Annotated in this window: 23 protein-coding genes; 18 read left to right on the top strand and 5 right to left on the bottom strand. The window is 30.1% G+C overall.

Features of this window, described 5'->3' with window-relative positions; all coding sequences use genetic code 11:
• Window positions 1-4 precede the first annotated feature (4 nt).
• The 8 genes from N508_RS05295 to rsmI all read left to right on the top strand — a co-directional run bounded on the left by N508_RS05295 (window position 5) and on the right by rsmI (window position 8,339).
• Window positions 5-1,237: a CinA family nicotinamide mononucleotide deamidase-related protein gene (locus N508_RS05295; protein WP_023275364.1), complete on the top strand. Its 1,233-nt coding sequence runs from the start codon at window positions 5-7 to the stop codon at window positions 1,235-1,237.
• The gene (locus tag N508_RS05300) at window positions 1,224-2,156 is read left to right on the top strand and encodes a hypothetical protein (RefSeq protein WP_023275365.1); all 933 of its coding nucleotides are present in this window, start codon (window positions 1,224-1,226) and stop codon (window positions 2,154-2,156) included. The genes N508_RS05295 and N508_RS05300 overlap by 14 nt, the downstream gene beginning before the upstream one ends.
• Before the next feature lie 223 nt (window positions 2,157-2,379).
• Window positions 2,380-3,150, top strand: a complete 771-nt coding sequence (locus N508_RS05305; RefSeq protein ID WP_023275366.1) for a hypothetical protein — start codon at window positions 2,380-2,382, stop codon at window positions 3,148-3,150.
• Between the two features lie 7 nt (window positions 3,151-3,157).
• Entirely contained in the window at window positions 3,158-4,099 is a 942-nt protein-coding gene (gene ribF, locus N508_RS05310; RefSeq protein WP_023275367.1) for a riboflavin biosynthesis protein RibF, read from the top strand.
• 8 nt (window positions 4,100-4,107) lie between these two features.
• Window positions 4,108-5,421, top strand: a complete 1,314-nt coding sequence (gene rimO / locus N508_RS05315) for a 30S ribosomal protein S12 methylthiotransferase RimO (RefSeq protein ID WP_023275368.1) — start codon at window positions 4,108-4,110, stop codon at window positions 5,419-5,421.
• A complete protein-coding gene (locus N508_RS05320) occupies window positions 5,414-6,355 on the top strand; it encodes an outer membrane protein assembly factor BamD (protein WP_023275369.1) in 942 nt (313 codons plus the stop codon). Before rimO ends, N508_RS05320 begins: the two co-directional genes overlap by 8 nt.
• A 44-nt stretch (window positions 6,356-6,399) precedes the next feature.
• The gene (gene serS, locus N508_RS05325; protein WP_023275370.1) at window positions 6,400-7,671 is read left to right on the top strand and encodes a serine--tRNA ligase; all 1,272 of its coding nucleotides are present in this window, start codon (window positions 6,400-6,402) and stop codon (window positions 7,669-7,671) included.
• Window positions 7,672-7,676: 5 nt separating this feature from the next.
• The gene (rsmI, locus tag N508_RS05330; protein ID WP_023275371.1) at window positions 7,677-8,339 is read left to right on the top strand and encodes a 16S rRNA (cytidine(1402)-2'-O)-methyltransferase; all 663 of its coding nucleotides are present in this window, start codon (window positions 7,677-7,679) and stop codon (window positions 8,337-8,339) included.
• 873 nt (window positions 8,340-9,212) lie between these two features.
• On the opposite strand, the gene mutS is transcribed toward rsmI, so the two are convergent.
• From mutS to N508_RS05355, 5 genes are all read right to left on the bottom strand, one after another.
• Window positions 9,213-11,756: a DNA mismatch repair protein MutS gene (mutS, locus tag N508_RS05335; RefSeq protein WP_023275372.1), complete on the bottom strand. Its 2,544-nt coding sequence runs from the start codon at window positions 11,754-11,756 to the stop codon at window positions 9,213-9,215.
• A 17-nt stretch (window positions 11,757-11,773) separates the two neighbouring features.
• The gene (locus N508_RS05340; protein ID WP_023275373.1) at window positions 11,774-12,874 is read right to left on the bottom strand and encodes a tetratricopeptide repeat protein; all 1,101 of its coding nucleotides are present in this window, start codon (window positions 12,872-12,874) and stop codon (window positions 11,774-11,776) included.
• A gap of 4 nt (window positions 12,875-12,878) precedes the next feature.
• Window positions 12,879-13,271: a LapA family protein gene (locus N508_RS05345; protein WP_023275374.1), complete on the bottom strand. Its 393-nt coding sequence runs from the start codon at window positions 13,269-13,271 to the stop codon at window positions 12,879-12,881.
• Window positions 13,255-13,761 carry an HIT family protein gene (locus N508_RS05350; RefSeq protein WP_023275375.1) on the bottom strand — a complete coding sequence of 169 codons (507 nt, stop codon included), beginning with the start codon at window positions 13,759-13,761 and terminating at the stop codon, window positions 13,255-13,257. Before N508_RS05350 ends, N508_RS05345 begins: the two co-directional genes overlap by 17 nt.
• A 66-nt stretch (window positions 13,762-13,827) precedes the next feature.
• Window positions 13,828-14,952 (bottom strand): MFS transporter, encoded by a 1,125-nt coding sequence (locus tag N508_RS05355; RefSeq protein ID WP_023275376.1) that lies wholly within the window; start codon window positions 14,950-14,952, stop codon window positions 13,828-13,830.
• 272 nt (window positions 14,953-15,224) lie between these two features.
• Here N508_RS05355 and N508_RS05360 point away from each other — a divergent pair, with 272 nt between their 5' ends.
• The 10 genes from N508_RS05360 (at window position 15,225) to N508_RS05405 (ending at window position 26,738) form a co-directional block, all read left to right on the top strand.
• Window positions 15,225-15,407 (top strand): hypothetical protein, encoded by a 183-nt coding sequence (locus N508_RS05360; RefSeq protein WP_023275377.1) that lies wholly within the window; start codon window positions 15,225-15,227, stop codon window positions 15,405-15,407.
• Between the two features lie 299 nt (window positions 15,408-15,706).
• On the top strand, window positions 15,707-16,792 hold the full coding sequence (locus tag N508_RS05365) for a DegT/DnrJ/EryC1/StrS family aminotransferase (protein WP_023275378.1): 1,086 nt from the start codon (window positions 15,707-15,709) through the stop codon (window positions 16,790-16,792).
• A complete protein-coding gene (locus N508_RS05370) occupies window positions 16,783-17,745 on the top strand; it encodes a glycosyltransferase (RefSeq protein WP_023275379.1) in 963 nt (320 codons plus the stop codon). The genes N508_RS05365 and N508_RS05370 overlap by 10 nt, the downstream gene beginning before the upstream one ends.
• Window positions 17,746-17,788: 43 nt before the next feature.
• The gene (locus N508_RS05375; RefSeq protein ID WP_023275380.1) at window positions 17,789-19,066 is read left to right on the top strand and encodes an ATP-grasp domain-containing protein; all 1,278 of its coding nucleotides are present in this window, start codon (window positions 17,789-17,791) and stop codon (window positions 19,064-19,066) included.
• A gap of 2 nt (window positions 19,067-19,068) precedes the next feature.
• Window positions 19,069-21,366, top strand: a complete 2,298-nt coding sequence (locus tag N508_RS05380) for a bifunctional glycosyltransferase/CDP-glycerol:glycerophosphate glycerophosphotransferase (protein ID WP_023275381.1) — start codon at window positions 19,069-19,071, stop codon at window positions 21,364-21,366.
• Window positions 21,367-21,376: 10 nt separating this feature from the next.
• Entirely contained in the window at window positions 21,377-22,069 is a 693-nt protein-coding gene (locus N508_RS05385; RefSeq protein ID WP_023275382.1) for an IspD/TarI family cytidylyltransferase, read from the top strand.
• Between the two features lies 1 nt (window position 22,070).
• The gene (locus N508_RS05390) at window positions 22,071-23,108 is read left to right on the top strand and encodes an NAD-dependent epimerase/dehydratase family protein (RefSeq protein ID WP_023275383.1); all 1,038 of its coding nucleotides are present in this window, start codon (window positions 22,071-22,073) and stop codon (window positions 23,106-23,108) included.
• On the top strand, window positions 23,101-23,799 hold the full coding sequence (gene araD, locus N508_RS05395; RefSeq protein ID WP_023275384.1) for an L-ribulose-5-phosphate 4-epimerase AraD: 699 nt from the start codon (window positions 23,101-23,103) through the stop codon (window positions 23,797-23,799). The genes N508_RS05390 and araD overlap by 8 nt, the downstream gene beginning before the upstream one ends.
• Before the next feature lie 13 nt (window positions 23,800-23,812).
• Complete coding sequence (locus N508_RS05400; RefSeq protein WP_023275385.1) at window positions 23,813-25,303, top strand: MBOAT family O-acyltransferase; 1,491 nt, start codon at window positions 23,813-23,815, stop codon at window positions 25,301-25,303.
• 7 nt (window positions 25,304-25,310) lie between these two features.
• A complete protein-coding gene (locus tag N508_RS05405) occupies window positions 25,311-26,738 on the top strand; it encodes a hypothetical protein (RefSeq protein ID WP_023275386.1) in 1,428 nt (475 codons plus the stop codon).
• The last annotated feature ends 6 nt before the right edge of the window (window positions 26,739-26,744 follow it).

Raw genomic sequence — 26,744 nt, forward strand, 5'->3', positions numbered from 1 at the left:
ATTTATGCGTTCATGTATATTAAGTATTGGATCTGAGCTTTTAGAAGGAAGTGTTGTTGATACTAATTCAGCTTTTATAGGCAGCAGCCTTTCCCATTATGGCACTGCACCAGATATGATACGCATGGTTAAAGATAATAAGGAAGAAATAATTTCCCTTTTTCAATCCCTTTCAAAAGAGTTTGATGTAATCCTTACAACTGGCGGTCTTGGACCTACTTTTGATGATATAACAGCAGAATGTTTAGCATGTGCCTGCGGGGTAGATGTTACTCTTAATGAAAAAGCATATAAACACATGAAAGAAAGGCTTGAAAGAGCTGGTGTTTTACTTAATAAAGAGCATGAACATCAGTCTATGCTGCCATGCGGCTGTAATCTTTATTATAATGAAAAAGGTACAGCTTTAGGCTTCAGCATGCATTTAAACAAGGCAGATATTATATGTATGCCGGGAGTGCCTGTTGAAATGAAAACTATGTTTTTAAATGAAGTGCTTCCAGTTTTAAAAGAAAAATTTTCTTTGAAAGAAATTACATATAAAGATTTACATTTCTTATCTATCCCAGAATCATATATTGATACAGCCATAAGAAATTTACAAATAAGCAGTGATACTGAATGTATTATAAATGCAGGCAGCGGAAAAGTTATAGTTAAATTAAGGGGACATAATCATCAGGAAATAGATGGCATATCAAAAGTGTTAGTATCAGCTTTTAAAGAAAATTATTTAGGTGATAATATTGCAGATGAAGCAAAATTAATAGTAGATTTATTAAATGAAAAAAAACAGACTGTTTCTTTTGCAGAAAGCTGCACTGGTGGTCTTTTATCAGAATATATTACAAATATAAGTGGTGCATCAGCAGTGTTTATGGGCTCAGTTGTAAGTTATGATAATTCTGTAAAACAAAATGTATTAAATGTGCCAAAAGATATATTGAAAGAGTATGGAGCAGTAAGTGCTGAATGTGCTTCTTTTATGGCAAATGGTGTAAAAGATTTAATGAAAACAGATTATTCTGTATCTGTTACAGGCATTGCAGGACCTTTTGGTGCAACTGATACAAAACCTGTTGGGCTTGTATATATTGGAACAGCCTGTAAAAATGGCACATCAGTATATAAAAATATATTTAATGGAGATAGACAGCAGATTAGGATGAGAAGTGCAAAAAAAGCAATGTTTCATCTTTTAAATATGATAAAAGGTAAACAAAATGGGAATATTTAGAAAAGACAGGGAATTATTTAAGCCAGAATATAATAATGATTATACAATTCATTCTGGCAGTTATCGTTCTGATAACCAAAAAGAAGTTTCATTGGAAGAAAATGTCGGTGCAAGATGCCGCATAGATAATCTGCAAAAAATATGGACAAAAAATTTTCTACTTATTACCATTCTGCCTGTATTATTTATTATAGGAAGCAGTATGTTAGCATCCTGGACTGGTAATTATGATATGTTTTTAATATTTATTGTTGTATTTACTTTTCTATATGCAGGTATGGTGCTGAAAAATATGCTTATGAAAGATAATCTTGTAAATGTATATATAATAAGAAAAACAAAGTTTTATGAAATATTGTATAAAAAAATATCAGAAAAATATACTGTTTCATCAGAATATTCTAATAAAATAAATGAATATGTAAATTTATTTCCTAAAAAATATAAAATGCGAACTGCTGTAAAAGAACTTGCTGGTTCTATACTGATTTTTGTTTTTTTATTTGTTTATCTATCTATTGCTTTATTTACAGATAAATATGAATTTGAACCTTTTAATCATTATAATGATGTATTATTTATTGTAATGTTTGTTATAACTTTTATCATTATAAGTAAGTTTTTCATGATTAATCCATTAAAGCGTAAAAATGAAATATGGTATGAAATAAACTTATTTGAGAAAGATATAGCAGAAACTTTTCAGCAGATAATACCAGACAGTAATAAAAACAAGAAAATATTAAACTATCCTGTTGATAAATCATTAAAACAGCCTTTTGCACTTTATTTAACAGCAAGTATTTTTACAGGTTTCTTTTTCATACTATGGGATAATCAGATGGTAATGGCTAAACAGAAATATTTATCAAAAGCATACCTAGTTGAAGATTACTTTGTGGACTTAATTTCAGAGTAAACAAAACATGGTGAATATTAATGCAGTAAATTTTAGAAATAATATAAGTCTAATACATTATTAGTATTATATGTAGTAATTTATGCCATATATTTTGTGATGGAACTAGATAATTCAAATGTAAAAAAGTATTCAAAAATAATTTATCATTATAGAAGATAAATTATTATAAATTGTAGGATATTAATTATATTATATTATATATATTGAGAGGTCTTAATATATGGTAAATTTGGTATATAATCAGCTGCAGGAAAATATTTTAGAAAGGAAGAAAGTGGATAAGCCGCTTATCAACTGGTTTCTTCTTACTTTTGTTTTAAGCTGGCTTACATTTGGTATAGCTTTAATATATGTATTTATAAAGCGTATATTAAGGGTGGATAAATACATTAGAAGAAAATATGAATTTTTTGATATTGTAATCCATTTCATAGAGATTGAAGCAAATGAAAGAGGGCTTGATAATTATGAAACATATATTAAAGAGTTAAAGGGCAGGCTTGCAAGATTTCAAATGGAAGTAAAGCCTTTAATGCCTTTTGTAATAAAAGCATTTATACCTGTTATTATGTTTACTTTATTTATAGTTTTTTTTATAGTTTTTACTGGTTTATCAAATATATCTTCTGTAACATTAATGGCAGTGCTTGTTATATGGGGCATTTATACTGCAGGAGTTTTCTTAATATATATTTATAGAATGAATAAAATATGGGATGATGTGCAGCAGTTTGAAAGTGAGATATATGATACAATAAGTCAGGTATTTATATCGCTTAAACTGCTTGATTGTCCAGTTATTTACTGCACATACCATGGAATAAAAAAAGATTTTACAATTTATACTATTTTAGGTTTTGCAACAGGTGGAATATGGTTTTTAGTATGGGATTATTATATTCATACTGCACCAGATAATATGTATCAAATATTCCACAAAGCAGAAGATATTATGATAGAAGTTGTAACATCATGCTGTAAAAGGGATTAATATTTATATGAAAGTTATTTATGGTATTGAAAATGTATCTATAAAAGAAAAATGTGCAGTATGTATTGGCAATTTTGACGGTCTGCATTTAGGTCACAGGCTTATTATATCAGTATTAAAAAAGGAAGCAGAGCAAAGGGGTTTAAAAAGTGTTATTATGACATTTGAGCCGCACCCTTTCAGATATTTTAATAAGCCTATAAACCTTATTTCTACACATAAAAAAAGAATGGATAAATTTTTAGAGCAGGAAACAGATTATCTTGTAATTGCAAAATTTAACAACAGTCTTGCAGATTTAAGCCCTGAGCAGTTTGTAAAAGATATACTTGTAGAAAAATTAAATGCTGCACTCATTATTGTAGGCACAGATTACAGGTTTGGAAGTAGTAAATCTGGCAATACATCACTTTTAGCTCAGCTTGGAAAAAAATATGGTTTTCAATGTATGTTTGCTCACAAGTTAAAGGATACTGGTGGTGTAGATATATCAAGCTCACGAATACGCTCTTTATTAGAGCAGGGGTATGTAGAAGAAGCTGGCAGGTTTCTATCTTCTCCATACAGTTTAGATGGTGAAGTTATCCATGGTGATAAAATAGGCAGAACTTTTGGATACCCTACAATAAATTTGAAAACTGTCAATGAAATGATACCTGCTTTTGGAGTGTATGCTGCAAAAGTTAAAATAAAAGGTAAAATATATAATGCTATGGCTTATATAGGCAAAAGACCTACTATAAATAATGAGCCTGCACTAAGGGTGGAAGCAAATATTTTTGACTTTAATGAAGAAATTTATGGAGAATATGCAGAAATAATATTGTATAAATATCTGCGAAGTGATATAAAATTTAATTCATTTGATGAATTAAAGGCTCAAATGGGTAAAGATAAAAGAGAAATACAAGCATATTTTAAAAATATAGATAATTTAAATGAATATTAGGAATGTAGATGAATAAGAAAAAAATAAGTTATGTAAGTTTGGGCTGTGCAAAAAATCAGGTTGATTTTGAATATTTAATAGGTGAGCTTTCAAATTACGGCTTTGCGGCAGAAACGGACCCTGCAAAATGTGATGCTGTTATTATTAATACATGCGGTTTTATTGAGCCTGCTGTTAAAGAGGCTGTAGATAATATACTTCAAATGGAAAATCTTATATCTAAAAAAGCAAAATTAATAGTTACAGGCTGTATGGTTGAAAGATATAAAGATGATATATTAAAAGAAATGCCAGAGATAGATTTTATTACAGGTGTTGGAAAGCTGAGTGAAGCAGCAGATTATCTGTGTAAAGAGTTTAATATAGCAAAAAAAGCGGGGCAGAGTTTCAGAACAATAATTAATGCACCATATTATGCTTATGTAAAAATTAGTGAAGGCTGTAATAATACATGTGCATTTTGTGTTATCCCAAATATCCGTGGCAGGCTTAAAAGCAGGACTATGGAAGATATTGAGCAGGAAATTGAAATGCTTGCAGCAGATGGTGTAAAAGAGATTATTATTATAAGTCAGGATACTACTCAGTATGGTATGGATATATATGGTGAAGAAAAGCTGATACCGCTTATGAAAAAACTTACAGAAAGGTTTGATAATCTGCTTTTTAGAATGCTTTATTTAAATCCGGAAGGTGTAACAGAAGAAGTTATTAAGTTTGTGGCAGAAACAAAAAATGTTATTAAATATTTTGAAGTGCCAGTTCAGCATGCAAGTGATAAAATACTTACAAAGATGAGGCGTGCTTCTACAAGGCAGGTTATAGATAATGTATTTGATACAATTAGAAAATTATGCCCTGAAGCATTTATCCGCACTACATTTATTACAGGTTTTCCGGGGGAAAGTGAAGAAGATTTCAATGAGATATGCAAATTTATAGAAGATAAAAAGCCTGATTATGCTGGTTTTTTCCCATATTATAAAGAAGAAGGCTCTATTGCATATAATTATCATGATGATATTGATGAGAAAACAAAAAAATTAAGAATAAAAAAGCTGCAAAGCATGCAGAAAAAAATAACAAGTGCCAGATTAAAAGAATATAAAAAGAAAGAGTTTATATGCTTTATAGATAAAGTAAATGATGATTTTGAGTTTATACTTGAGGGCAGGGCATTATTTCAGGCACCAGATACTGACGGTAAACTTTATGTAACAGATGGTATTGCAGATAATGGCAGCGGTCCATACAGATGTATTATTAATAAAATAGCATATCCAGATATATATGTTACTTTTTTGGAGAATAATAATGGCTAGATTTTTATATATTTTACTAATAATTTTTGCCTTATATGGCTGTGCAAAGGAAGTGGAGCTTGATAAGCCTGCATCATATTATGAAGAGATGGGGGATAGTCTTGCATCAGAAGGCAAGTTTGTAAAGGCAGCAGAAAGATATGAGCAGGCTCTTGTTCGTGCTGAATCTCCAGAATATGCAGCAACTATCCAGCTTGCTCTTGCAGACAGCTACTTTTTAGCAGGTAAATATATAGATGCAATTCCTATATATGAAGTATATTTAGAAGTATATCAAGGCTGGGAAAGTGCAAAACTTGCCACTGTCCGTGTAGGGCTTGCATACTTTAATTTAGTCCGCTATGCTTCTCAGGACCAGACAAACACAGAGCGTGCATTATTTTATTTAGAAGAAGTAAAAAATAAATATCCTGATTTAGTGGAAGAATACGATGTTGATTTAAGGATACAGCTTTTAAGAGAGCGTCTTGCTAAAAAAGAAATGCAGATAGCTTTTTACTATGCAAGAATATTAAAGCCTGAGTCTGAAATTTTAAGATATAAATATGTAGTAACACATTACAGTGATACAATATATTATGGTGAAGCAGTATATAAGGTTGTAAAACTACTGTTAGAGAAAGATGAGCTTGATGAAGCAGAATATTATCTTTTAAAATTAATAAGTGATGATAAAGAAAATAAATATGTAGAAAAAACTCAAGAATTAATATATAAATATATAGATAAAAAAATATATAGATATATAGATAAAAAAGAAAAAGAGCGTTTAAAAGCATTAAAAGATGGCAAATCTGTAAAATCTAATGAAAATGAAAATATGGAAGAAAAACCTGAAGAAACAGTAAATGAGCCTGAAACAGAAGTTAATCAGCAGGAAAATCAAGAACAGCCAGCACAGGAAGAAAATAATATCCATAATAATCAAGATTAATCTGTTCTTAAAGAAATGAATTAATAATAATATAAAGGTGAAATATGTTAGATTTAAAATTTATCATCAGTAACTTAGAAGAAGTAAAGGAAAAGACAAAAGCAAGAAACTATTCATTTGATTTTGACTGCCTTATTCAAAAAGATGTTTTAAGAAAATCAGTTATTAGTGAAGTAGAAAAATTAAAAGCAGATAGAAATGCTGTATCAAAACAGGTAGGCATATTAAAAAGAGAAGGCAAAGATACTACAGAGCTGCAGGAACAGGTAAAAAGAGATGCAGGCAGAATGCAGGAGCTTGACAGCAGATTATCAGAAATAGATGAAGAAATACGAAGTATGCTTTTAAATATTCCTAACCTTATAGATGACACAACGCCAATAGGCAAAGATGAAACAGAAAATGTGATAGTTAGAAAATGGGGCGAGCCAAGAAAATTTGATTTTGAGCCAAAAAACCACTGGGATATAGGGGTGGATTTAGGAATAATTGATTTTGAAAGAGGTGTAAAAATAGCAGAATCCCGCTTTAATGTTTTAGCAGGGCTTGGTGCAAGGCTGGACAGAGCTATTTCATCATTAATGCTTGATATGCATAGAGAAAAAGGTTATATAGAAATGAGTGTTCCTTATCTTGTTAATACAAAATCAATGGTGGGAACAGGTCAGCTTCCAAAATTTGCAGAAGAAGCATATATATGCGAAAGGGATAATTTATATCTTATATCAACAGCAGAAATCCCTGTTACAAACTTATATTCAGATGAAATATTAGATTTAAAACAGCTTCCAGTAAAAAATACATCTCTTACAGCATGTTTTAGAAGAGAAGCAGGAAGCTATGGTAAAGATACAAAAGGGCTTATTAGAAACCACCAGTTTAATAAAGTAGAGCTTGTAAAAATATGTGCTCAGGATAAATCAGTAGAAGAGCATGAAAGTTTAACTCATGATGCAGAGATGGTGCTGCAGGCATTAAATCTTCCTTACAGGGTTATGGCATTAAGCTCTGGTGATTTAGGTTTTTCAAGTGCTAAAACTTATGATTTAGAAGTATGGCTTCCTGGTCAGAACTGTTACAGAGAAATATCTTCATGCTCTAACTTTAAAGATTTTCAGGCAAGGCGTGCAAATATCCGTTACAGAGATGCAGATGGCAAAGTCAAATTTGCCCATACATTAAATGGCTCAGGGCTTGCAGTTGGCAGAACTCTTGTGGCAGTTCTTGAAAACTATCAAAATGCAGATGGCTCAGTTGTAATTCCAGAAGCACTTCGTCCATATTTAGGCGGACTTGATATTATTAAAAAAGGTTAATATTAGTGCCAGTTTTATATGTTGCAGGGGTATCTATAAGTGAAAATATAAAAGATATCCCTGAAAAAACATTAAATGTAATAAATAAATGCAGTGTAGCAGTTGGTGAAGAAAGAAAAGTATCTTTAAAACTTTTAAATGCAGCTTCAAGCAGTGCAAAGCTTTATTTAATAAACGAGCATACAGAAGATAAGGAAAGATATGAAGTATTAAAGGCTGTGGAGCAGGCAGAATATTCTGTATTTTTTTCAGATGCTGGCACACCCTGCATTTCTGACCCAGATTATAAATTTATAAGTATGTGCAGGGACAAGGGAGTTATAATAAAAAGCCTGCCTGGACCAAGCTCAATAACTTCTGCCATAAGTGTATCAGGTATTAATTCAAAAACATTTTTTTTTGCTGGTTTTCCACCTAGAGAACGCGAAAAACGGAAAAAGTTTTTTGAAAACATAGAAAAAAGCAGTGTTACACAGGTATTTATGGAACGCCCTTATGCTCTTTCTGCCACATTAAAAGATATGTTATTTTTTAAAAGAAAAGTAAGCATATCGCTAAATCTAGACTGTAAAGATGAAGTTACATATTATGACTATCCTGATAAGTTGTTAGAAAAACTTGATGGAGTAAAAGCACCTTTTGTGATAGTAGTAAGTGGAAGAAAATAATAAAGAATTCTCTAGACTTATCCAAAAACTTTATATATTTTTGAGTGTAGTAATATTTTTACACTGCATATATTTTTGAAACACTAATATATGTTTTCCTGAGAGAATGCAAGCGAGCGAAGGAACTATTAAACATTATTATTATAGATACTTCGCATTTCGGTTCAATAAGACAGGGAAGCAGGCTCAGGACGAGCCGTCTTTAGTGAGCGATAGCCGAACTTGTTTCGGCAGAGTGTGCTTTAAAAAATACAAGGATGTATTTTTTAATAAAGGGTAAATAAAGATACTTCGCCTTTCAGGCTCAGTGTTACTAAGGTAGGGACAGGAAGTCCCGTCTGAAAGTAAGCGACGGGAGCATTTACTGCGACAAAGTGTTATTTTTCAAATTCAAGGACGAATTTGAAAATAAAGGACAATTAAGATACTTCGCATTTCGGTTCAGTAAGACAGGGAAGCATGCTCATTAAGATATAATTTTACGAGTATCAGTATCTTACTTAAATTTGCATAATTTTTTGAATGCAACAGTATCTTTATACTGCATATATTTTGAAATACTAAAATATGTCTTCCTGAGTGAGTGAAAGCGAGCGAAGGAACTATAAAAACAGATAATTTAAATATAGTCCACTCTGATGCAACAAGAGATAATTTAGATTTTTTGCCTTTAAAAAATCAGGCTAAAAATGACTGTTGCACAAATTTTTTGGATAATGCCAGAAGCATCTTTTTATCTGTAAGTCTATTTTATCATTGGTAGAAGTCAAATATTTGTTAAAAATTTTATTTGTGAAATTATGATAAGATAAATAATATGTTTCTGATGTTGTATCCTAAATTTTCTTAATAATTAAGCTATTACTAAAATTTTTATAGAGCTGCTTTTTTCTTTAAATCGGTTAAAATCTGTATAGCCTGTATAGGTGTAATATTATCTATATCTATAGATTTAAGCTCATCTATTACGGGATGAGAATTATCAAAAACAAGTATAGGCTGCACAAATCTTTGTTTTTGCTTAGGCAGCTTTTTTTCCTGCATAAGAGAAATGTCTTCATGGTTTTCTAAATCAGAAAGAACTTCGTTTGCTCTTTTTATAACACTTTCAGGAAGTCCAGCCATTTTGCCTACATATATACCATAGCTTTTATCAGCTGTTCCTTTTATGACTTTTCTTAAAAATATAACTTCATTATCCCACTCTTCAACACTTACAGTATAGTTTTGAGCACCTTTTCCTTTTTCGCCTATTTCTGTAAGCTCAAAATAATGGGTGGCAAATAATGTTTTAGCACCAATATTATTTAGTATATATTCAGCTACTGCCCATGCTATAGAAATACCATCAAAAGTGGATGTTCCTCTGCCTATCTCATCAAGTATAATAAGTGAATTTTTGGTAGCATTTTTTAAAATATTAGCAGTTTCAACCATTTCAACCATAAAAGTAGATTCTCCCCGTGAAAGGTTATCGCTTGCACCAACTCTTGTAAAAATCCTGTCAAGCAGTGGAATTTCTGCCATATCAGCAGGAACAAAGCAGCCACAGTGAGCCATAATTGCAATTAATGCACTGGAGCGAAGATATGTGCTTTTACCGCTCATATTAGGACCTGTTATAATTAAAAGCCTGTTTTCATCATTATCTAAATAAAAATCATTTGGCACAAACGCATCTTTACTTTTATTTTCTACAACAGGATGTCTGCCTTCTTTTATATTTATTATACCATTTTCCAGTATTTTTGGGCGACTGTAATTATTTTTTATGCTTATATTTGCAAAAGCTGCAATAGTATCTATCTCTGCAATAAGTTTTGCAAGCTGTCTTAAATTATCAGCCTGACTTGAAGCATATTTTCTTATATCTTGAAAAATAGAATACTCTATATCTGCAAGTTTTTCTTCTGCATTTAATATTTTATTTTCTAACTCTCTTAATTCATCTGTAATAAACCGCTCACTGTTTGCAAGGGTCTGTTTTCTTTCAAAGTATGCTGGCATTTTTGCTGCATTTATTCTTGAAACTTCAAAATAATATCCAAATACTTTATTATAGCCTATTTTCAGCTGACTTATACCAGTTGCCTTTCTTTCTCTTTCTTCTATTTCTAATATTAATGATTTGCCATTATGTTTAATATCCCTAAGTTCATCAACATGGCTGTTATACCCGCTTTTTATAATTCCACCCTCTTTAATAGCAGCAGGTGGCTCATCATTTATTGATTTTTCAATTAAAAAATATAATTTTTCCTGAGCATCAAGTTTATATTTTGCAAATATATCAGGCACTGATTGCAGCATAGCATCAAGCTCTGGAATATTTTTTATAGAAAGTTTAAGCCATATTAAATCCTTTGGTGTGGCTCTGCCTGAAATAAGTCTTGATGTAATACGCTCTATATCAAATATATTTGATAAAAGTCCATTAACTGTGCTTAAAAACGACGGGTTATTTATAAAATATTCCACAATATCAAGCCTTGTATTAATCTGGGCAGTATTTCTCAAAGGTCTTGTAATAGTGTTTTTTAAAAACCTTGCACCCATTGGTGTAGATGTCTGGTTAAGAATAAAAAATAAAGTATTATCTTTTCCGTAATCAGATGTTGTAAGCTCTAATGTAGAAGAAGCAACACTGTCTATTATTAAATTATCTGCATCATTTAATGTAACAGGCAGCATAAGTTTTGTTGTAAGTATCAAATCATCAAGATAATCAAGGACCATAGCTAATGCCCAGATATATCCTTTATCTTCAATGAATAATGCTTTTTCACTTGTAACAGAGTAATGAGAAAGAACTCTGTTTAGTGCTGTATTATAATGCTTTCCAGAATTTCTTATAGTAACAGGTATATTATTTATATCTACATCAATATTTGCAATAATTTCCTTTGCTTCCATTGAATGAGTATTTTCTTCTAATGTATCTACTGGTATAGTTTTTAAATATGTTTCTCCAGTAGTAACATCAACTGCTGCCATGTATATTTTATCAAGTTCTGCATAAAGACTTATTAAAAAGTTGTTATCAAATGCAACAACTGCTTCATCATCTATTGCTGTTGCAGGTGTAACAACTCTTGTAACTCCCCTTTTAACAACACCTTTAACAAGTTTAGGGTCTTCCAACTGTTCGCATATTGCTACTTTTTTACCTGCTTTCAAAAGTTTAATAAGGTATGGCATATAAGAATGATAAGGTATACCGCATAAAGGTATTTGATTTTCTGATGATTTGTTGCGGCATGTGAGAGCAATACCTAATATTTTAGAAGCTGTAAGAGCATCATCTCCAAACATTTCATAAAAATCACCCATCCGAAAAAAAAGAATAGAATCTGGATACTGCTCTTTTATATCATAAAACTGTGCCATTGCTGGTGTAACATTTTTTGGTTTTTGCATTTCTACCTTAGTTATTTTTATTTTGGATAAATGCTGTCATAAGCACTGCATTTTGGACAGTCATCTTTATACTGGTTTGTTTCAAAACCACAGTTTCTGCATTTGAAAGAATATGTGTCTTTTACTATATGTCCTATAAATTTATTATTAAATTTTTCTGCCAATACTTTCGCCGCTATTATTTTTGAGTCAGGCTGCTCAATATATGATTCTAAAATAATTTTAGCACTTTCTTTTTCATTATTATATTCATATTTTTCAGCTAATGCTATATGGATAAATGGATTTAATGCACCTTGAGATGCCTGCTGCCTTAAAAGGTTAGTAAGGTCGCCTTCTTTTCCTGCTGCAATATATGCTTTTTCCACATTTTTAAAGTCGTTCATATCACGGAGCAGCCCTTCTTCTATAACCTGCTGAAATTCGTCAACTGCTTTCTGCACTTTATCAGTTTTTAAGAATAAAAGCCCTTTTATTATCCTTGCAGGGCGGCATTGTCTGTTTTTTTCCAAGGCTGATTTAATATGTTTAAAAGAAGCCTGCGGATTTGCAGCATTGACAGCTTTTTCTACCATACATTTTTCAAAAAAGCCCGGAAGATATTTACCTGTTATTTTATTATATTTTATATGGTATTGCAGAGCATTATCATAGCTTTGAGAAAAAAGTGCACTTTTTGCCATAATTATAATATTATCAGGGTTGTTCATTACCTGATGTTCATTCTGCAAAAGTGATACTGCCTTTGCATATTGACCTGCAAGCATATAATCTTCTGCTAACTCACCAATTAAAGCATTTCTAAAATCTTTATCAAGTTCATTCTTTCCAAGCATCATTTCATGTATTTGAGCAGCACGGGTAAAGTCACCTTTTCTTCTGAATAAAAAACCAAGTATTAAATATATTTCAGGGTTTGCACCGCCTTTAAATGCTATATCTTTCAGTATATCAATGGCTGTATTGTCATCGCCGTTAAAAAAGGCAGAAAGGGCATTTACAACAGAAATACTTGTTTTTTTAGGCTGTTTCACAGTGTTTTTTCTAGTTAAGAAAAATATAAAAACTACTGCTATTATTATGGCTGTTGATATGCTTGCAATCTCTGTATAGCTCATAACATTACCTTAATGCATCTTTTATATCATTTTGAGTATTTTCTGAAGTTGTTTCTGTTTTATTTGTTTCTTCTATAACTGCTGGACTTTCCTGTTTTGCAGGCTCACTTGAAATAGTTAATTTCTGCAGCCTTTCTATTTCCTGCTGTTCTGCTGCAATTTCTTTATTAAGTTTTTTAATTTTACTTTTTAATGCAAGACTTTCACCCCATACTGCTAATGCACCAATAACTATACCTATAAAAAGAGTAATAATTACAAGCAGAAACAAGGGAATATTATATACTGCAATATTCATAAGCGGTTTAAATGTAACAGTTTCCACATTACTTACAGAAAATATTATAAGATAGCCAATAAATACAGCCTGTATAACCAGTTTAAATATTCTTATCATTTTTTAGTTCCTCCTGCAAAGTAGTATAAAGTTTGTTATATGTTGCTTCTAAATGTTCAGAAATAACTCTTGTTTCACCTATAACGGGCATAAAGTTAGTATCACCTGTCCATCTAGGAACAATATGCATGTGGAGATGGTCAGCAATCCCTGCACCTCCCGGTCTGCCAATATTCATGCCTATATTAAACCCCTCTGGGTTAAGTGATTTTTTTATGGCTTTTGTCATAATGCGGACAAATTTCATCATTTCAAAGGATTCTTCATCTGTTAATGTAGTAATATCAGAAGTATGTCTGTAAGGGATAACCATTACATGACCATTATTATAAGGAAACAGGTTCATTATAATAAAGCAGTGGCTGCCTTTGTGTAATATTAAAACTTCTTCATCTTTTGTGCTTTTAGGTGCATTGCAGAATACACAGCCAGTATCTTTATGTTTACCTGTAATATAAGCCATACGCCATGTAGCCCATAATCTGTCCATAAACACTCCAGTATATATTTTAATAGTTTATATATTACAGGTTAAATTACATTCTTGCAAGTTTTTTTATTTAAAACCTTTTGATAAAAATGTTATTAGAAAGATTAAACAGGCTATTAAAGTAAAGGCTGTTGTTAAGTTTGTCATTTCAGATACAAAACCCATAACAGCAGGGCCGAACAATGTGCCAAAATATCCGATAGTTGAAACAGCAGAAACTGCTATACTTAAAGGCATATTGCCTTTATATATGCCTGAAGCTGAAATTGTAACAGGCACTATATTTGCAAGTCCTGCTCCTGCTAATGTAAAGCCAATAAATGAAGCCCAGCTGTGTGGGATATACAGCATAATTAATATACCTGTTACAGCAGTCATACTGCTTGCAAAAAGAATATTTTTTATAGAAAATCTGTTGGCTATTTTATCTCCAAAAAGTCTGCATATTCCCATAGTAATATAAAAAAGAGAAAATGAATATCCTGCATACTGCGGCTCAATCTTTCTCACTTCCCGCATAAATAATGCACTCCAGTCAAGGATAACCCCTTCTGCAGCAAATGCTGTAAAGCATATAATACCTAATATAAAAAGTATCCGTGCAGGCTTTATAAAAAGTTTTTGTGGCACTTCTCCACCATAGTTTAAAAGAGCAGGTATACTTAATACAAGCAGTATGAAAATAAAGCCAGTAATAATAAATACAGCTGTAATATGGGTAAAGTGTTTTAAAAGATATGTTACAATTAAAATACCAAAAAATACACCAAAACTATACATGCTGTGAAAGCCTGCCATTAAGTGCTTTTTCATACCATCTTCTACTATTGCACCCTGTATGTTTAGTGTAACATCAAGCATACCAATACCTGCACCAAATAAAAACATAAATACAGCCGTAATAAAAATATTTCCTGATATAGAAAGAACTAAAAGGCATATAATTAATAATGATGAAGATAAAATCACTGTTTTTCTACAGCCTATTTTTGCAGCAGTCCATCCTGTAAAAAACATACTGATTACTGAGCCAAAAGCAATCTGCAAAAGTAAAAGTCCAAGTTCTGCTTTATTAACTGAGAGACTGTCTTTAACAAAAGGCACAAGCATTGCCCAAAGTCCAAAAGCTAAACCTAATATAATATAGCCTGTATATGTGCTTATTCTGTGTTTAAAGGATATGTTATTCATTATATTTCATTATTGATTTTTACTTTCCATTTTAATAAGCCTGTTATGCTTATAGAAAAAGTTAATATTTTTATTCACATAATCTATTTATAGATTTAATAGTATATAAATCAATTACTTTTAAGTTTCAAGTAAAATATAAAATAAACGGCATACAGATAAAATCCAAAAACGATTTCAAAACAATTGAGTCAAAAAAAGTGGTTGTTAAAACTCTTTAAATAAAATAATATTTTTCAGCCAAAAAAATAAAAAGGAGTTAACGACCACTAATGTATACTACACTAAAACGACAAAAAAATAAACACTTATTAATATTTAAAAGTATAACAGTAGATAATGGTGTAGAATTTTTAGATATGGAAAGTCTAGAAAAATCAGTGTATAATAAACTATCTAAGCGAACTATAATATATTATGCTCACCCTTATTGTTCCCCAAGAAAGTGGAAGTAATGAGAATAATAATAAACTTATAGATGAGTTTATTAAAAAGAAAACTGATATTAAACATTTTTCAGCTGCTTATATTAAAAAAATTCGGGGACTGGATGAATAATTATCCTAGAAAATTATTTAACTATAAATCGGCTAATGATATTTTTTATGAGAACTTGAAACAATGCTTAAACTCTTGCAATCGTTTTTGGATTTTACATATTTTTTAATGAAAGATAAATACAGTTGACAAATATATTTATTTATATATAATTGCTCCATTATAGCATAAAATCTTTGTTTTATTACTGGTGATTATGAACATTTATGTAACAAAATCTTTCACTCCTGCACTTGATGAATACATGCATTATGTAAAAGATATATTTGCAAGTGGAATTTTAACTAATACTGGCTCTTGTGTAAAAGGTTTGGAAGAGAAACTGCGTTCATTTTTAGGTGTTGAAAATATACATTATGTTACAAATGGCACAATAGCTTTGCAATTAGCTTTGGCTGCACTAGATATAACTCATGGTGAAATTATTACCACCCCTTTTTCTTATGTTGCTACCACATCTAGTATATTATGGGAAAAATGTAAACCAGTATTTGTTGATATAGAGCCAGATAATTTTACAATAGACGCCAGTAAAATTGAAGCTGCAATTACAAAAGATACAAAAGCTATTATGGCTGTCCATGTTTTTGGCTATGCCTGCGATATAGATGCAATTAATGCTATTGCAGATAAATATAACTTAAAAGTCATTTATGATGCAGCTCATACATTTGGTTCTGTATATAAAGGCAGGGCTTTATCAAGCTATGGAGATATTTCCACATTATCATTTCATGCTACTAAACTTTTCCATACAGTTGAAGGCGGAGCCTGCATAGTCAAAGATAAAGCAGTATCTGATAAATTAGAATTGCAAAAGCGTTTTGGTCACAATAAAGATGACCATATTACTCTTGGTATTAATGGAAAACAGTCTGAGTTTCATGCAGCAATGGGTTTAGCTAATTTTCCTTATATATCTAAAATTATTGCAGGCCGTAAAGCTATTTCTAACATATATGACACCATATTAAAAGAGCATATTCAAAGACCTAAAAAACAAGTTGACTTACAGTATAATTATGCTTATTATCCAGTAGTTTTTAAATCAGAAAAAGAATTATTAAATGTCTTTTCTATCCTTAATGATAATAATATTTATCCTCGCAGGTATTTTTATCCATCACTTAATAATTTACCATATATAGAAAAAGCAGCATCATGCCCTGTATCTGAAGATATTGCTTTACGCATTGCATGCCTGCCGTTATATCCAGATTTACCCCATGAAAATGTTAAACAAATTTCTGAACTTATTATTAAAGGCTTGTTATGCCCTTAGTTTCAGTATGCTGTGTTACATACAACCATGCAGACTTTATTAAGCAGACATTAGAAGGTTTTGTAACACAAAAAACAAACTTCCCTTTTGAAGTTATTATTGCTGATGACTGTTCTACTGACGGGCAGCAAGATATTATCAAGGAATATGCAAAAAAATATCCTGATATTATTAAGCCAATATTTCACAGCCATAATACAGGCAGTTATCAAAATCTTTTAGATGCTGCAAGTGCATGTAAAGGAAAGTATGTAGCAATGTGCGATGGTGATGATTACTGGACAGATGAAAACAAGCTTCAAAAACAGGCTGATTTTATGGATACACATAAAGACTGCAGCATCTGTTTTCACCCTGTTTTAATTAAATATGAAGATGGCTCACAAAAAAATGTAATTTTTCCAAAATCAAGACACCGCTTTTATAAAAAAACTTTAAATATTAATGATTTATTAAAATATAACTTTATTCAGACAAATTCAGTTATGTATCGCTGGGTTTTTAATGATAAAAACAGTATAGAAGATATACTCCCTAAAAATATTCTTCCAGTTGATTATTACCTGCATTTATTACATGCTTCAAAAGGAAAAATATGTTTTTTGCCAGATGTTATGGCAGTTTATAGAAAGCATGTAAATGGTATATGGTATGGAGTAAATCTTTTAGACAAATGGTTTTTAAATTACGGCATAGAGCACCTTTGCTTTTATGAATCTGTTGAAAAATATTTTGGAGCAGATAAAAGCAAGGAAAAAATACACATGGTTCGTAATACTGCATTAGCATCTTTGCGTAACAATGATAAAGAGACCTTAAATAAACTGCTAAATCTTTATCCACAAATATTAAAAACTGCATTTGCAGAAAATAAAGGTGCAGTATCAAAAATACGACATACTATTAATAAATTTAAACAAAGATTTACAGGCTTTATGCCATTTATTATTTAACTTTTAGACATATTTAATTATAGAAGGGGTATTTATATATAAAATGAAAAAACGCGTTTTAGTTTTTCCCTGCGGAAGTGAAATAGCATTAGAGATAAATAGAGCATTAAAAGACAGCATTCATTTTAAAATGGTTGGTGCATCATCTATTTCTGACCATGGGGAATATGTATTTAAAACATATATTCCAAATATTCCTTTTGTTGAAGATGCTGCATTTATTCCAGCACTGCAAAAAGTTTGCGATGATTACAAAATAGATTTTATTTTTCCAGCCCATGACAGTGTCGTTCTAAAACTAGCTCAGCATGCACATGAGTTTAAAGCAAAAATCATAACATCATCACTAGAAACAAATGAAATATGCCGTTCTAAAGAAAAAACATATAAAAAATTTCAAGGTATTATACCAACACCAAAATTATTTCAAAAAGATAATATAGAAAAATATCCTGTTTTTTTAAAACCATCAGTGGGACAGGGCTCTAAAGGCACCTGTAAAGTATCTAACAAACATGAGCTTGATTTTTATTTATCTAAAAATAGTGAATTATTAATTTTGGAATATTTACCCGGAAGAGAATACACAATAGACTGCTTTACAAATAGACATGGCAAACTTCTTTTTGCAATGGGCAGGCAGCGTATTCGCATAAGCAATGGTATAAGTGTTTCTTCAAAAACTGTTAATAACCCAAAATTTATAGAACTGGCAGAAAAAATAAATAAAGTTTTATCATTTCAAGGTGTTTGGTTTTTTCAAGTAAAAGAAAATACAGATGGTGAATTTGTATTAATGGAAATAGCACCACGAATAGCCGGCACTATGGGTTTATCTTTAGGTCTTGGTGTTAATTTTGCTCAATTAAGTCTTTTTGATATGATGGGCTATGATGTAGAAATTATTAGAAATAACTATGAAATACAAATAGATAGAGCATTATATGCAAGTTATAAAATAAATTTAGATTTTGATACTGTTTATATTGATTTTGATGATGTAATTTCTCTTCAAACAGGTGTAAATACTGATGCTGTTAAGCTGCTGTATCAATTTAAAAATCAAAAAAAAGAAATCATTCTTTTAACTAAGCATGCTGGTGATATTTATCAAAAATTAGATGATTTATGTATTTCAAAAAATCTTTTTAATAAAATTATTCATATAGCAGATACAGATGAAAAATCAAACTATATTACTAAAAATAATGCTGTATTTATAGATGATTCTTTTGCAGAGCGGCAAAAAGTTATGAAAAATAAAAATATTTCTGTTTTTGGAGTAGATAATTTATCAGCCCTTATTGACTGGAGAGTTTAGTAATGAGTGAAAAAAAAGAAATAAAAGTTCAAGTAGTTTGTGTTACATATAATCAAAAAGAATATATTAAGGAAGCACTTGACAGCTTTATAATGCAGAAAACTAATTTTGGCTATGAAGTATTAGTTGGTGATGATGGCTCTACTGACGGAACAAGTGAAATTGTTGCAGAATATGCAAAAAAATATCCTGATATTATTAAGCATATCAAACGCTCTTCTAATATAGGAGCTTTAGAAAATTTTATGGATATATGTGACAGGGTTACATCAAAATATGCAGCATTTTGTGATGGTGATGATTTTTGGACAAATGAAAATAAACTCCAAAAGCAGTATGATTTTATGGAATCAAATAATGATGTAAATATTTGTGCACATAAAACAAAGATTCAGGCTGATAAAGAATGGTCATTGTATGATTATTATGCCAAGCAGGATTTTATTCAGCCTAATGAAGATAATATACCATCAAAAAATAGACTTATTTTATCAGACATTGTTTATGAATGGCCCCATACTTCATCACTTTTTATCAGGTGGAATAATATTGAAATACCTGCAAATTTAAAAACAGATGGTTTTATTGGGGATATGCCTATGATTTTTCTGCACATGGGGCAAGGTCATCTATATATATTAAATGAAGTAATGAGTGTATACCGCAGAGGTGTTTCTGGTGTTTTTAACAATAAAACATCTATGGATGACCACTTTTTAAATACAAGACTAGAATATTTTAAAATATTAACAACATGTATAGATTACTATATAAAACATTATGATAGTTTTTGTATAAATAAACTGCAAGGCAGATTATGGACAGAAGCTAAAAACTATGCAAATGCAATAATTGAAAATGACAGATGGGATTTACTGACATCACTAGAAAAGCAATATCCAGAAGTTTATCAAATGACTAAAAATCTATTTTATGGATTTAATATAAGGTTAAATCAGGTAAATATATTAGGCAAAGAGAATGCTGATTTATTAAATAATAGGAAAATATTAAAAATTTTAAACCCATTTATATCATTTATTAGAAACATTAAAAATATAGTTTTTAAAATGTTTAGATTTTCGCTTTACTGGTGGTTAGCTCTTATTCCTAAAAATAAAAATCTTTGGGTTTTTTCTGGGTTTTCAAAAACATCTTATATGGATAATACTCAGTATTTTTATGAATATATTATAAAAAATCATCCTGAAATAAAGACTGTATGGCTTACAATGGATGATAAAGTATTTGAACAGCTGAATGAAGAAAAAATGCCATGTTATAAAATGAACTCTTTTGCAGGTTTTTGGACAATGGTTAGGGCGAAATTAGCTGTTTCTGACCATTTTAAAATGAGTGATTATACGCCAAGATACGGATTGAATGCTGGAACAAAATTTGTAAACTTATGGCATGGTGTTGGTCCTAAAAGTATGATACCTATAGGTAATGAACTCCCAAACACAACAGTTCCCGGTGCAAGATTATCATCAGATATTTTAATAAATAATGATGATGGAATAATAAATAAAATCATAAAGCCAGTTAAATATTTTTTTAAAGCACCTTTTAGAGAACTTTTTGAAGAATATTATGGTATGGTATGCCCGGGACAGCCATTTAGGGATATTGTTGCAAACCCTTGGAAAATACCAGAAAATGCACAGCTTGCATGTGGATATCCTAGAAATATTACTATGTATGAAAATATAGAAAAAGAAGTTACTGAATATAAAATACTTTATGCTCCAACATACAGATGGAAACCTGAAACAGAGCAATTTATGGTAAAAGATTTCATAAAAAATCTTGATAAAATTAATAATTTATTAGAAAAAATTGATGCTGTTATGTATCTTAGGCTGCATCCTCATACTTGGAGAAATTACACATCTCGTATTAAAAATGCCATAGCTGTTTATCCCCGCATTGAAGTTAGTGATGAAAAAGATATTTATGCATCATTATATGAATATTCGCAGATTATAACAGACTATTCATCCATTGGTTATGACTTTTTAATTACACAAAAACCAGTTATTTACTTTGCTTTTGATTTAGATACTTTTGAGAAAGAAGAAACTACATTTAATATGCCATATAAAGAAAATTGTGCAGGCGATGTTACAAAAACCTGGGAAGAAACAATATTCTCAATAGAAGAAAATTATAACAACCCAGACCGTCATAAAGAATTAAAAAGTAAAATATTAGAAAAGTTTTTCCCTTCTGAATATAATAATATAAACAATAGTGAAAGACTTACTGGAATATTAAAAACAAAATTAAAAATTAAATAAGGGGTGGCTTATGAATATTGCACTAATTATTGCAGGTGGTATTGGGGCAAGAATGTTGTCAGCAATACCAAAACAATTTATAACAGTAAATGATAAACCTATTATTATTTATACATTAGAAGCATTTGAGAAACACCCAAATATTGATGCTATAGCTGTAGTATGTATTGAAGGCTGGGAAATTATCCTACAAAATTATGCAAAAGAATATAATATTACAAAGCTAAAATATATCGCCCCTTCTGGTAAATCAGGACAGGAGTCAATTAAAAACGGATTAGATGAACTTGCAAAATTTTACAGCAGAGAAGATATAGTATTAATTCATGATGCTATTCGCCCTATGGTTTCTAGTGAGATAATTTCTGAATGTATTAATGTAACTAGAGAAAAAGGAAATGCTGTTGTCTGCATTCCATGTCAGGAAGCAATGCTTGAAACTGTAGACGGAGCTTCTGCTGTTTCTGCATATCCTAGAGATAATTTAAAAAGAACTCAAACACCACAAGGGTTTACACTAGGCAGTATTTTAGATACACACAAAAAAGCAAAAGAAATGGGTATCACTAATTCTGTTGCCAGCTGCACCTTATTAGTTGAAACTGGACAGACTGTATATTTTTCAAAAGGGTCTGAGAAAAATATTAAATTAACAACATCAGAAGACCTTGCAATTTTTAGAGCCTTATTAAAAGGAATTTAAAATGACAATCAACACATTAGAAAATGAATATAAAAAACTTGTAGATTTATTAGGCGATGAAATTTTAAAACTTAATAATAAGTCTTTTTTTATTACAGGTGCAACAGGGCTGGTTGCTTCTTACTTAGTAGATTTTATAATGTGGTATAATACTGCATATTCTCAAAATATATATGTATATGCCGTATCTTCAAAATTAGAAAAATTACAAAAAAGATTTAAAGCAAATAAAAATTTATGTTTTATAGAGCAGAATTTAAATGAACCTTTAAAGAAAAAATATGAAGCTGACTATATTATACATGCAGCAAGTAATGCACACCCACTTGCCTTTTCAAAAGACCCTGTCGGCACTATGAAAACAAACTTAACAGGGACTATGAATTTATTAGAAATGATAAAAGATACTGCCGCCTGCTTTTTATACATATCTACTGGCGAAATATATGGGAATAATGCTGATAAACCATTTACAGAAGATGATTTTGGTATGATAGATTCAAAACTTGTGCGTTCCTGCTACCCAGAATCTAAACGAGCAGCAGAAACATTATGTATGAGTTATAATCATCAATATAATATAAAAGCAAACATATTACGCCTTTGCTATGTTTATGGTGCTGCAATTACAAATGAAAATTCTAGAGCAGATGCACAGTTTTTGCGAAATGCCTTAAATGGTGAAAAAATAATTATGAAAAGTGAAGGCTTGCAGAAAAGGACATACTGCTATGTGGCAGATGCAGTATATGCTATGCTTTATGTTATTTTATATAGTAAAGACAGTCAGGTTTATAATGTTGCAAATCCAAACTCTATTGCTTCTATCAGAGAATATGCTGAAACTTTATCTGAACTTGCAGAAGTATCTCTCCAGTTTGAAATACCAGATGAAATAGAAAAACAGGGTTATTCTAAGCCACTTGATTCTATTCTTGATGCATCTAAACTAATGGATTTAGGCTGGCAGCCACAGTATGATTTAAAAACAGGGTTATCACATACACTAATGATAAAAAAGGAAGAAAAGCATGTTTGATAATATAAAAGAAAAAGTTTATGAAGCAAATATACAGCTTTATAAGCAGGGATTAGTGCCTTTAACATGGGGTAATGTTTCTGCCAGAGTAGAAGATTATATTATTATTAAACCATCTGGTGTTGAATATGAAAAAATGTCGCCACAGGATATGGTTGTTTTGGATTTAGCTGGTAAAGTTATAGATGGTAAATTAAAGCCATCATCAGATACAAAAACACATTTAGAAATTTATCATTCATGCTCTCAAATTTATAGTGTATGCCACACACACTCTAAATATGCAACTTCATACGCTCAAGCAGGAATTCCAATTAAAGCTATGGGAACGACACATGCAGATTACTTTTTTGGTGATATTCCCTGCACTAGAGCATTAACTTATGATGAAGTTGAAAGCGATTATGAATTAAATACAGGCAAAGTAATAGCAGAAACATTTAAAGATAAAGACTGGCTTCAAATACCTGCTGTTTTAGTTAAGCAGCATGGACCATTTACATGGGGCGGCAGTGCAGATAAAGGCGGGCTTGATGCTGTGGAAAATGCTGTTGTTTTAGAAGAGATAGCTCAAATAAATTATCAAACAATGCTTATTAATCCTGCTGCTGTTCTACTGCCTGATTATGTTCTTAATAAACATTATTACAGAAAACATGGTGCAGGTGCTTATTATGGACAAAAGAAATAATTAAGGTTAATAAATGCTTTTTAATTCCATAAGCTTTTTAATTTTCTTTCCAGTAGTTATCTTATTATACTTTATAATACCACACAGATTTAGATATATTTGGCTTTTAGCAGCAAGCTATTATTTTTATATGGCTTGGAACCCTGTATATGCTCTATTAATGCTTACATCTACTTTTATAACTTATACTAGTGGTATATTGATAGATAAAGCAAATAAAACGAGTGGGGGGGGGAATGCAGCAAAACTTAAAAACATATATGTTTCCATTAGCTTTATTTTAAACCTTTCCATTTTATTTTTCTTTAAATATTTTTATTTTGCAGTAGATAATATAAATATTTTATTATCTGCACTTCATATTCAATTAATTCAGCCAAAATTTGATATAATATTACCACTTGGTATATCATTTTATACTATGCAGATGATAGCTTATATAGTTGATATATATAGAGGTGCAAAAGCAGAAACTAATTTTATAAAATATGCTCTTTTTATATCATTTTTCCCAAAATTACTTGCAGGACCAATAGAAAGAACTGCAACTTTTCTTCCTCAACTGCAGGAAAGAAAATATTTTAATTATGATAATCTTAAAAACGGTTTATTATTAATGCTCTATGGTTATTTTTTAAAGATGGTTATAGGCGATAGAGCTGCCATTTTAGTAAATTTTGTATTTGAAAACTATGAAGCTTATATGGGGCTTGAAATATTTGTTGCAATAACAATCTATTCTATACAAATATATGCAGATTTTTTTGGTTATACATGTATTGCAATAGGTGCAGCACAAACTATGGGGTTTACTTTATTACAAAACTTTAACCATCCTTTTTTTGCAGTATCTGTTGGTGATTACTGGCGAAGATGGCATATATCACTTTCTATGTGGTTAAGAGATTACATATATTTTCCATTAGGTGGCAGCAGGTGCTCTAAAATAAAAAAATATAGAAATATATTAATTACTTTTTTTATAAGCGGCTTATGGCACGGTGCAAACTGGACATTTATTATATGGGGTATGATACATGGTTTAAGTATTATACTTGATGATATTTTTAAGCCAGTATTTCAAAAGATATACTCTATTTTTAATATAAATACACAATGTTTTAGTTTTAGATTATTTCAAATTATTATAGCATTTTTAATTATTAATTATTCACGGCTCTTTTTTAGAGCTCCAGATATAGAAACTGCTGTTATTATGACAAAGCAAATGTTTAGTGTTTGGAACCCTTGGATATTTTTTGATAACTCACTTTATGATATGGGACTTTCTAGAAAAGATTTCTATGTATTATGCTTTTCTATTATTATTTTATGGGCAGTATCTTTTATGCAGGAAAAAGGTATCAAAATAAGAGAAGAACTGGCGAAACAAAATTTAGTTTTTAGATGGATATTATATTGGATAGCAATTTTTGGAATACTGACTTTTGGTGTTTATGGCACAGCATATAATGCTAATCAATTTATTTATTTTCAGTTTTAGGTGATATATGATAAAAAAAGTTATTTCATTAATAATATTTACTGTATTAACAATATTAATTGCTGTTAATTATGAAGATATAATAAAAAATAAATATGAATCATATAATATTAAACAATACTATAATGAAAAAAATAATATAGATGTATTTTTTCTAGGAACAAGTAGAGTTTACTTTACCATGTCTCCAATGGAAATATGGCATAAATATGGGATTGTTTCATACAACCGTGGAACTGCTCAGCAATATTATAAAGTATCATACTTATTTTTAGAAGAAATACTGTCAAAATATAATCCAAAACTTATAATATTTGATACAGCTTATCTTGAAGATTTATCTTATAAAGAAAAACAAACTATGATACATTTACAAAATTTAAAAAATGATTTTTTTAAGTTTTATGCATACAAATATATTTATAAAAATACAGATGATATTTTAAAAAACATAAATACTATAAAACAATATCATTCAAGATGGAAAGAATTAACTAAGTATGATTTTACATACGACACTTTTTGGAAAGGTAGATTTTCAGGCTCTTCTTATGGCTCATGGTTATCTAAAATACACTCAATAAATAGTGTTAATAGATATGAAAATGATAATATTACACAAATAGAATTATATCCAGAAACAATAAAATATGCAAATATGATGGTAGATTTAGCAGCCAAACATAACTGTAATATTTTATTTGTAAAAATGCCTTTTTCTGCTAATTTATTACATTCACAGCTGGATAAAGCATTTAAACTTTATGCTGAAGAAAAAGGATGGAATTTTATTAATTATAATATAATGTATGATGAACTAAATTTAAATTTTAATAGAGATTTTCGTGACTGGTCTCATACAAACCTTTATGGTTCTCGTAAAGTTATGGACCACCTTATACCATACATTATAAAGCATTATAATATTCAGTCCCATAAAAATGATCCAAAATATGCTTCATGGAATGAAGATTATATTAAATATGCAAGAGCAGTAAACAGAGAAGAAATTAGAGAGCTTAAATCTTTTACAGAATGGAAAAATTTAGCTTTTTATGACAACTATACTGTAATGATTGCTGCAAATGGTGATGTTTTAAAAAAATTACCTGATAATTTAAAAAATGATTTAAAATCTTTTGGACTAAAAAAATATAATTCAGATAAGGCAAATATGCGTTATGCTGCTGTAATTGATGAAAATCAAATATTTTTTGAAGAAATATCAAATAAGCCTGTAAAATACAAAGGCAGAATGAAAAATATTATAAATCTGTTTATATCATCAGATGGCAAAGCGGCAATAAATGTAAGTGGCAAAAATAGAAGTAAAAATAAATATGGTTTAAATTTTGTAATTTATGATAAAGTGAATAGAGAAATAGTTGACAGCATCTATATAGACCCTGATAAACCTGATGTGGTTAGAAGATAATTCTAA

This window comes from Mucispirillum schaedleri ASF457 (genome assembly GCF_000487995.2).
In the GTDB taxonomy this organism is placed as follows: domain Bacteria; phylum Chrysiogenota; class Deferribacteres; order Deferribacterales; family Mucispirillaceae; genus Mucispirillum; species Mucispirillum schaedleri.

Bases quoted from the DNA above. Each gene is read 5' to 3' on its own strand.
- N508_RS05320 (WP_023275369.1), top strand. From the start codon at position 5,414: ATGGCTAGATTTTTATATATTTTACTAATAATTTTTGCCTTATATGGC.
- serS (WP_023275370.1), top strand. From the start codon at position 6,400: ATGTTAGATTTAAAATTTATCATCAGTAACTTAGAAGAAGTAAAGGAA.
- N508_RS05380 (WP_023275381.1), top strand. From the start codon at position 19,069: ATGAGTGAAAAAAAAGAAATAAAAGTTCAAGTAGTTTGTGTTACATAT.
- N508_RS05375 (WP_023275380.1), top strand. From the start codon at position 17,789: ATGAAAAAACGCGTTTTAGTTTTTCCCTGCGGAAGTGAAATAGCATTA.
- N508_RS05300 (WP_023275365.1), top strand. From the start codon at position 1,224: ATGGGAATATTTAGAAAAGACAGGGAATTATTTAAGCCAGAATATAAT.
- N508_RS05350 (WP_023275375.1), bottom strand. From the start codon at position 13,761: ATGGACAGATTATGGGCTACATGGCGTATGGCTTATATTACAGGTAAA.
- N508_RS05385 (WP_023275382.1), top strand. From the start codon at position 21,377: ATGAATATTGCACTAATTATTGCAGGTGGTATTGGGGCAAGAATGTTG.
- N508_RS05370 (WP_023275379.1), top strand. From the start codon at position 16,783: ATGCCCTTAGTTTCAGTATGCTGTGTTACATACAACCATGCAGACTTT.
- N508_RS05305 (WP_023275366.1), top strand. From the start codon at position 2,380: ATGGTAAATTTGGTATATAATCAGCTGCAGGAAAATATTTTAGAAAGG.
- ribF (WP_023275367.1), top strand. From the start codon at position 3,158: ATGAAAGTTATTTATGGTATTGAAAATGTATCTATAAAAGAAAAATGT.
- araD (WP_023275384.1), top strand. From the start codon at position 23,101: ATGTTTGATAATATAAAAGAAAAAGTTTATGAAGCAAATATACAGCTT.
- N508_RS05405 (WP_023275386.1), top strand. From the start codon at position 25,311: ATGATAAAAAAAGTTATTTCATTAATAATATTTACTGTATTAACAATA.
- N508_RS05390 (WP_023275383.1), top strand. From the start codon at position 22,071: ATGACAATCAACACATTAGAAAATGAATATAAAAAACTTGTAGATTTA.
- N508_RS05400 (WP_023275385.1), top strand. From the start codon at position 23,813: ATGCTTTTTAATTCCATAAGCTTTTTAATTTTCTTTCCAGTAGTTATC.
- N508_RS05345 (WP_023275374.1), bottom strand. From the start codon at position 13,271: ATGATAAGAATATTTAAACTGGTTATACAGGCTGTATTTATTGGCTAT.
- N508_RS05295 (WP_023275364.1), top strand. From the start codon at position 5: ATGCGTTCATGTATATTAAGTATTGGATCTGAGCTTTTAGAAGGAAGT.
- mutS (WP_023275372.1), bottom strand. From the start codon at position 11,756: ATGCAAAAACCAAAAAATGTTACACCAGCAATGGCACAGTTTTATGAT.
- rimO (WP_023275368.1), top strand. From the start codon at position 4,108: ATGAATAAGAAAAAAATAAGTTATGTAAGTTTGGGCTGTGCAAAAAAT.
- N508_RS05365 (WP_023275378.1), top strand. From the start codon at position 15,707: ATGAACATTTATGTAACAAAATCTTTCACTCCTGCACTTGATGAATAC.
- N508_RS05360 (WP_023275377.1), top strand. From the start codon at position 15,225: ATGTATACTACACTAAAACGACAAAAAAATAAACACTTATTAATATTT.
- N508_RS05355 (WP_023275376.1), bottom strand. From the start codon at position 14,952: ATGAATAACATATCCTTTAAACACAGAATAAGCACATATACAGGCTAT.
- N508_RS05340 (WP_023275373.1), bottom strand. From the start codon at position 12,874: ATGAGCTATACAGAGATTGCAAGCATATCAACAGCCATAATAATAGCA.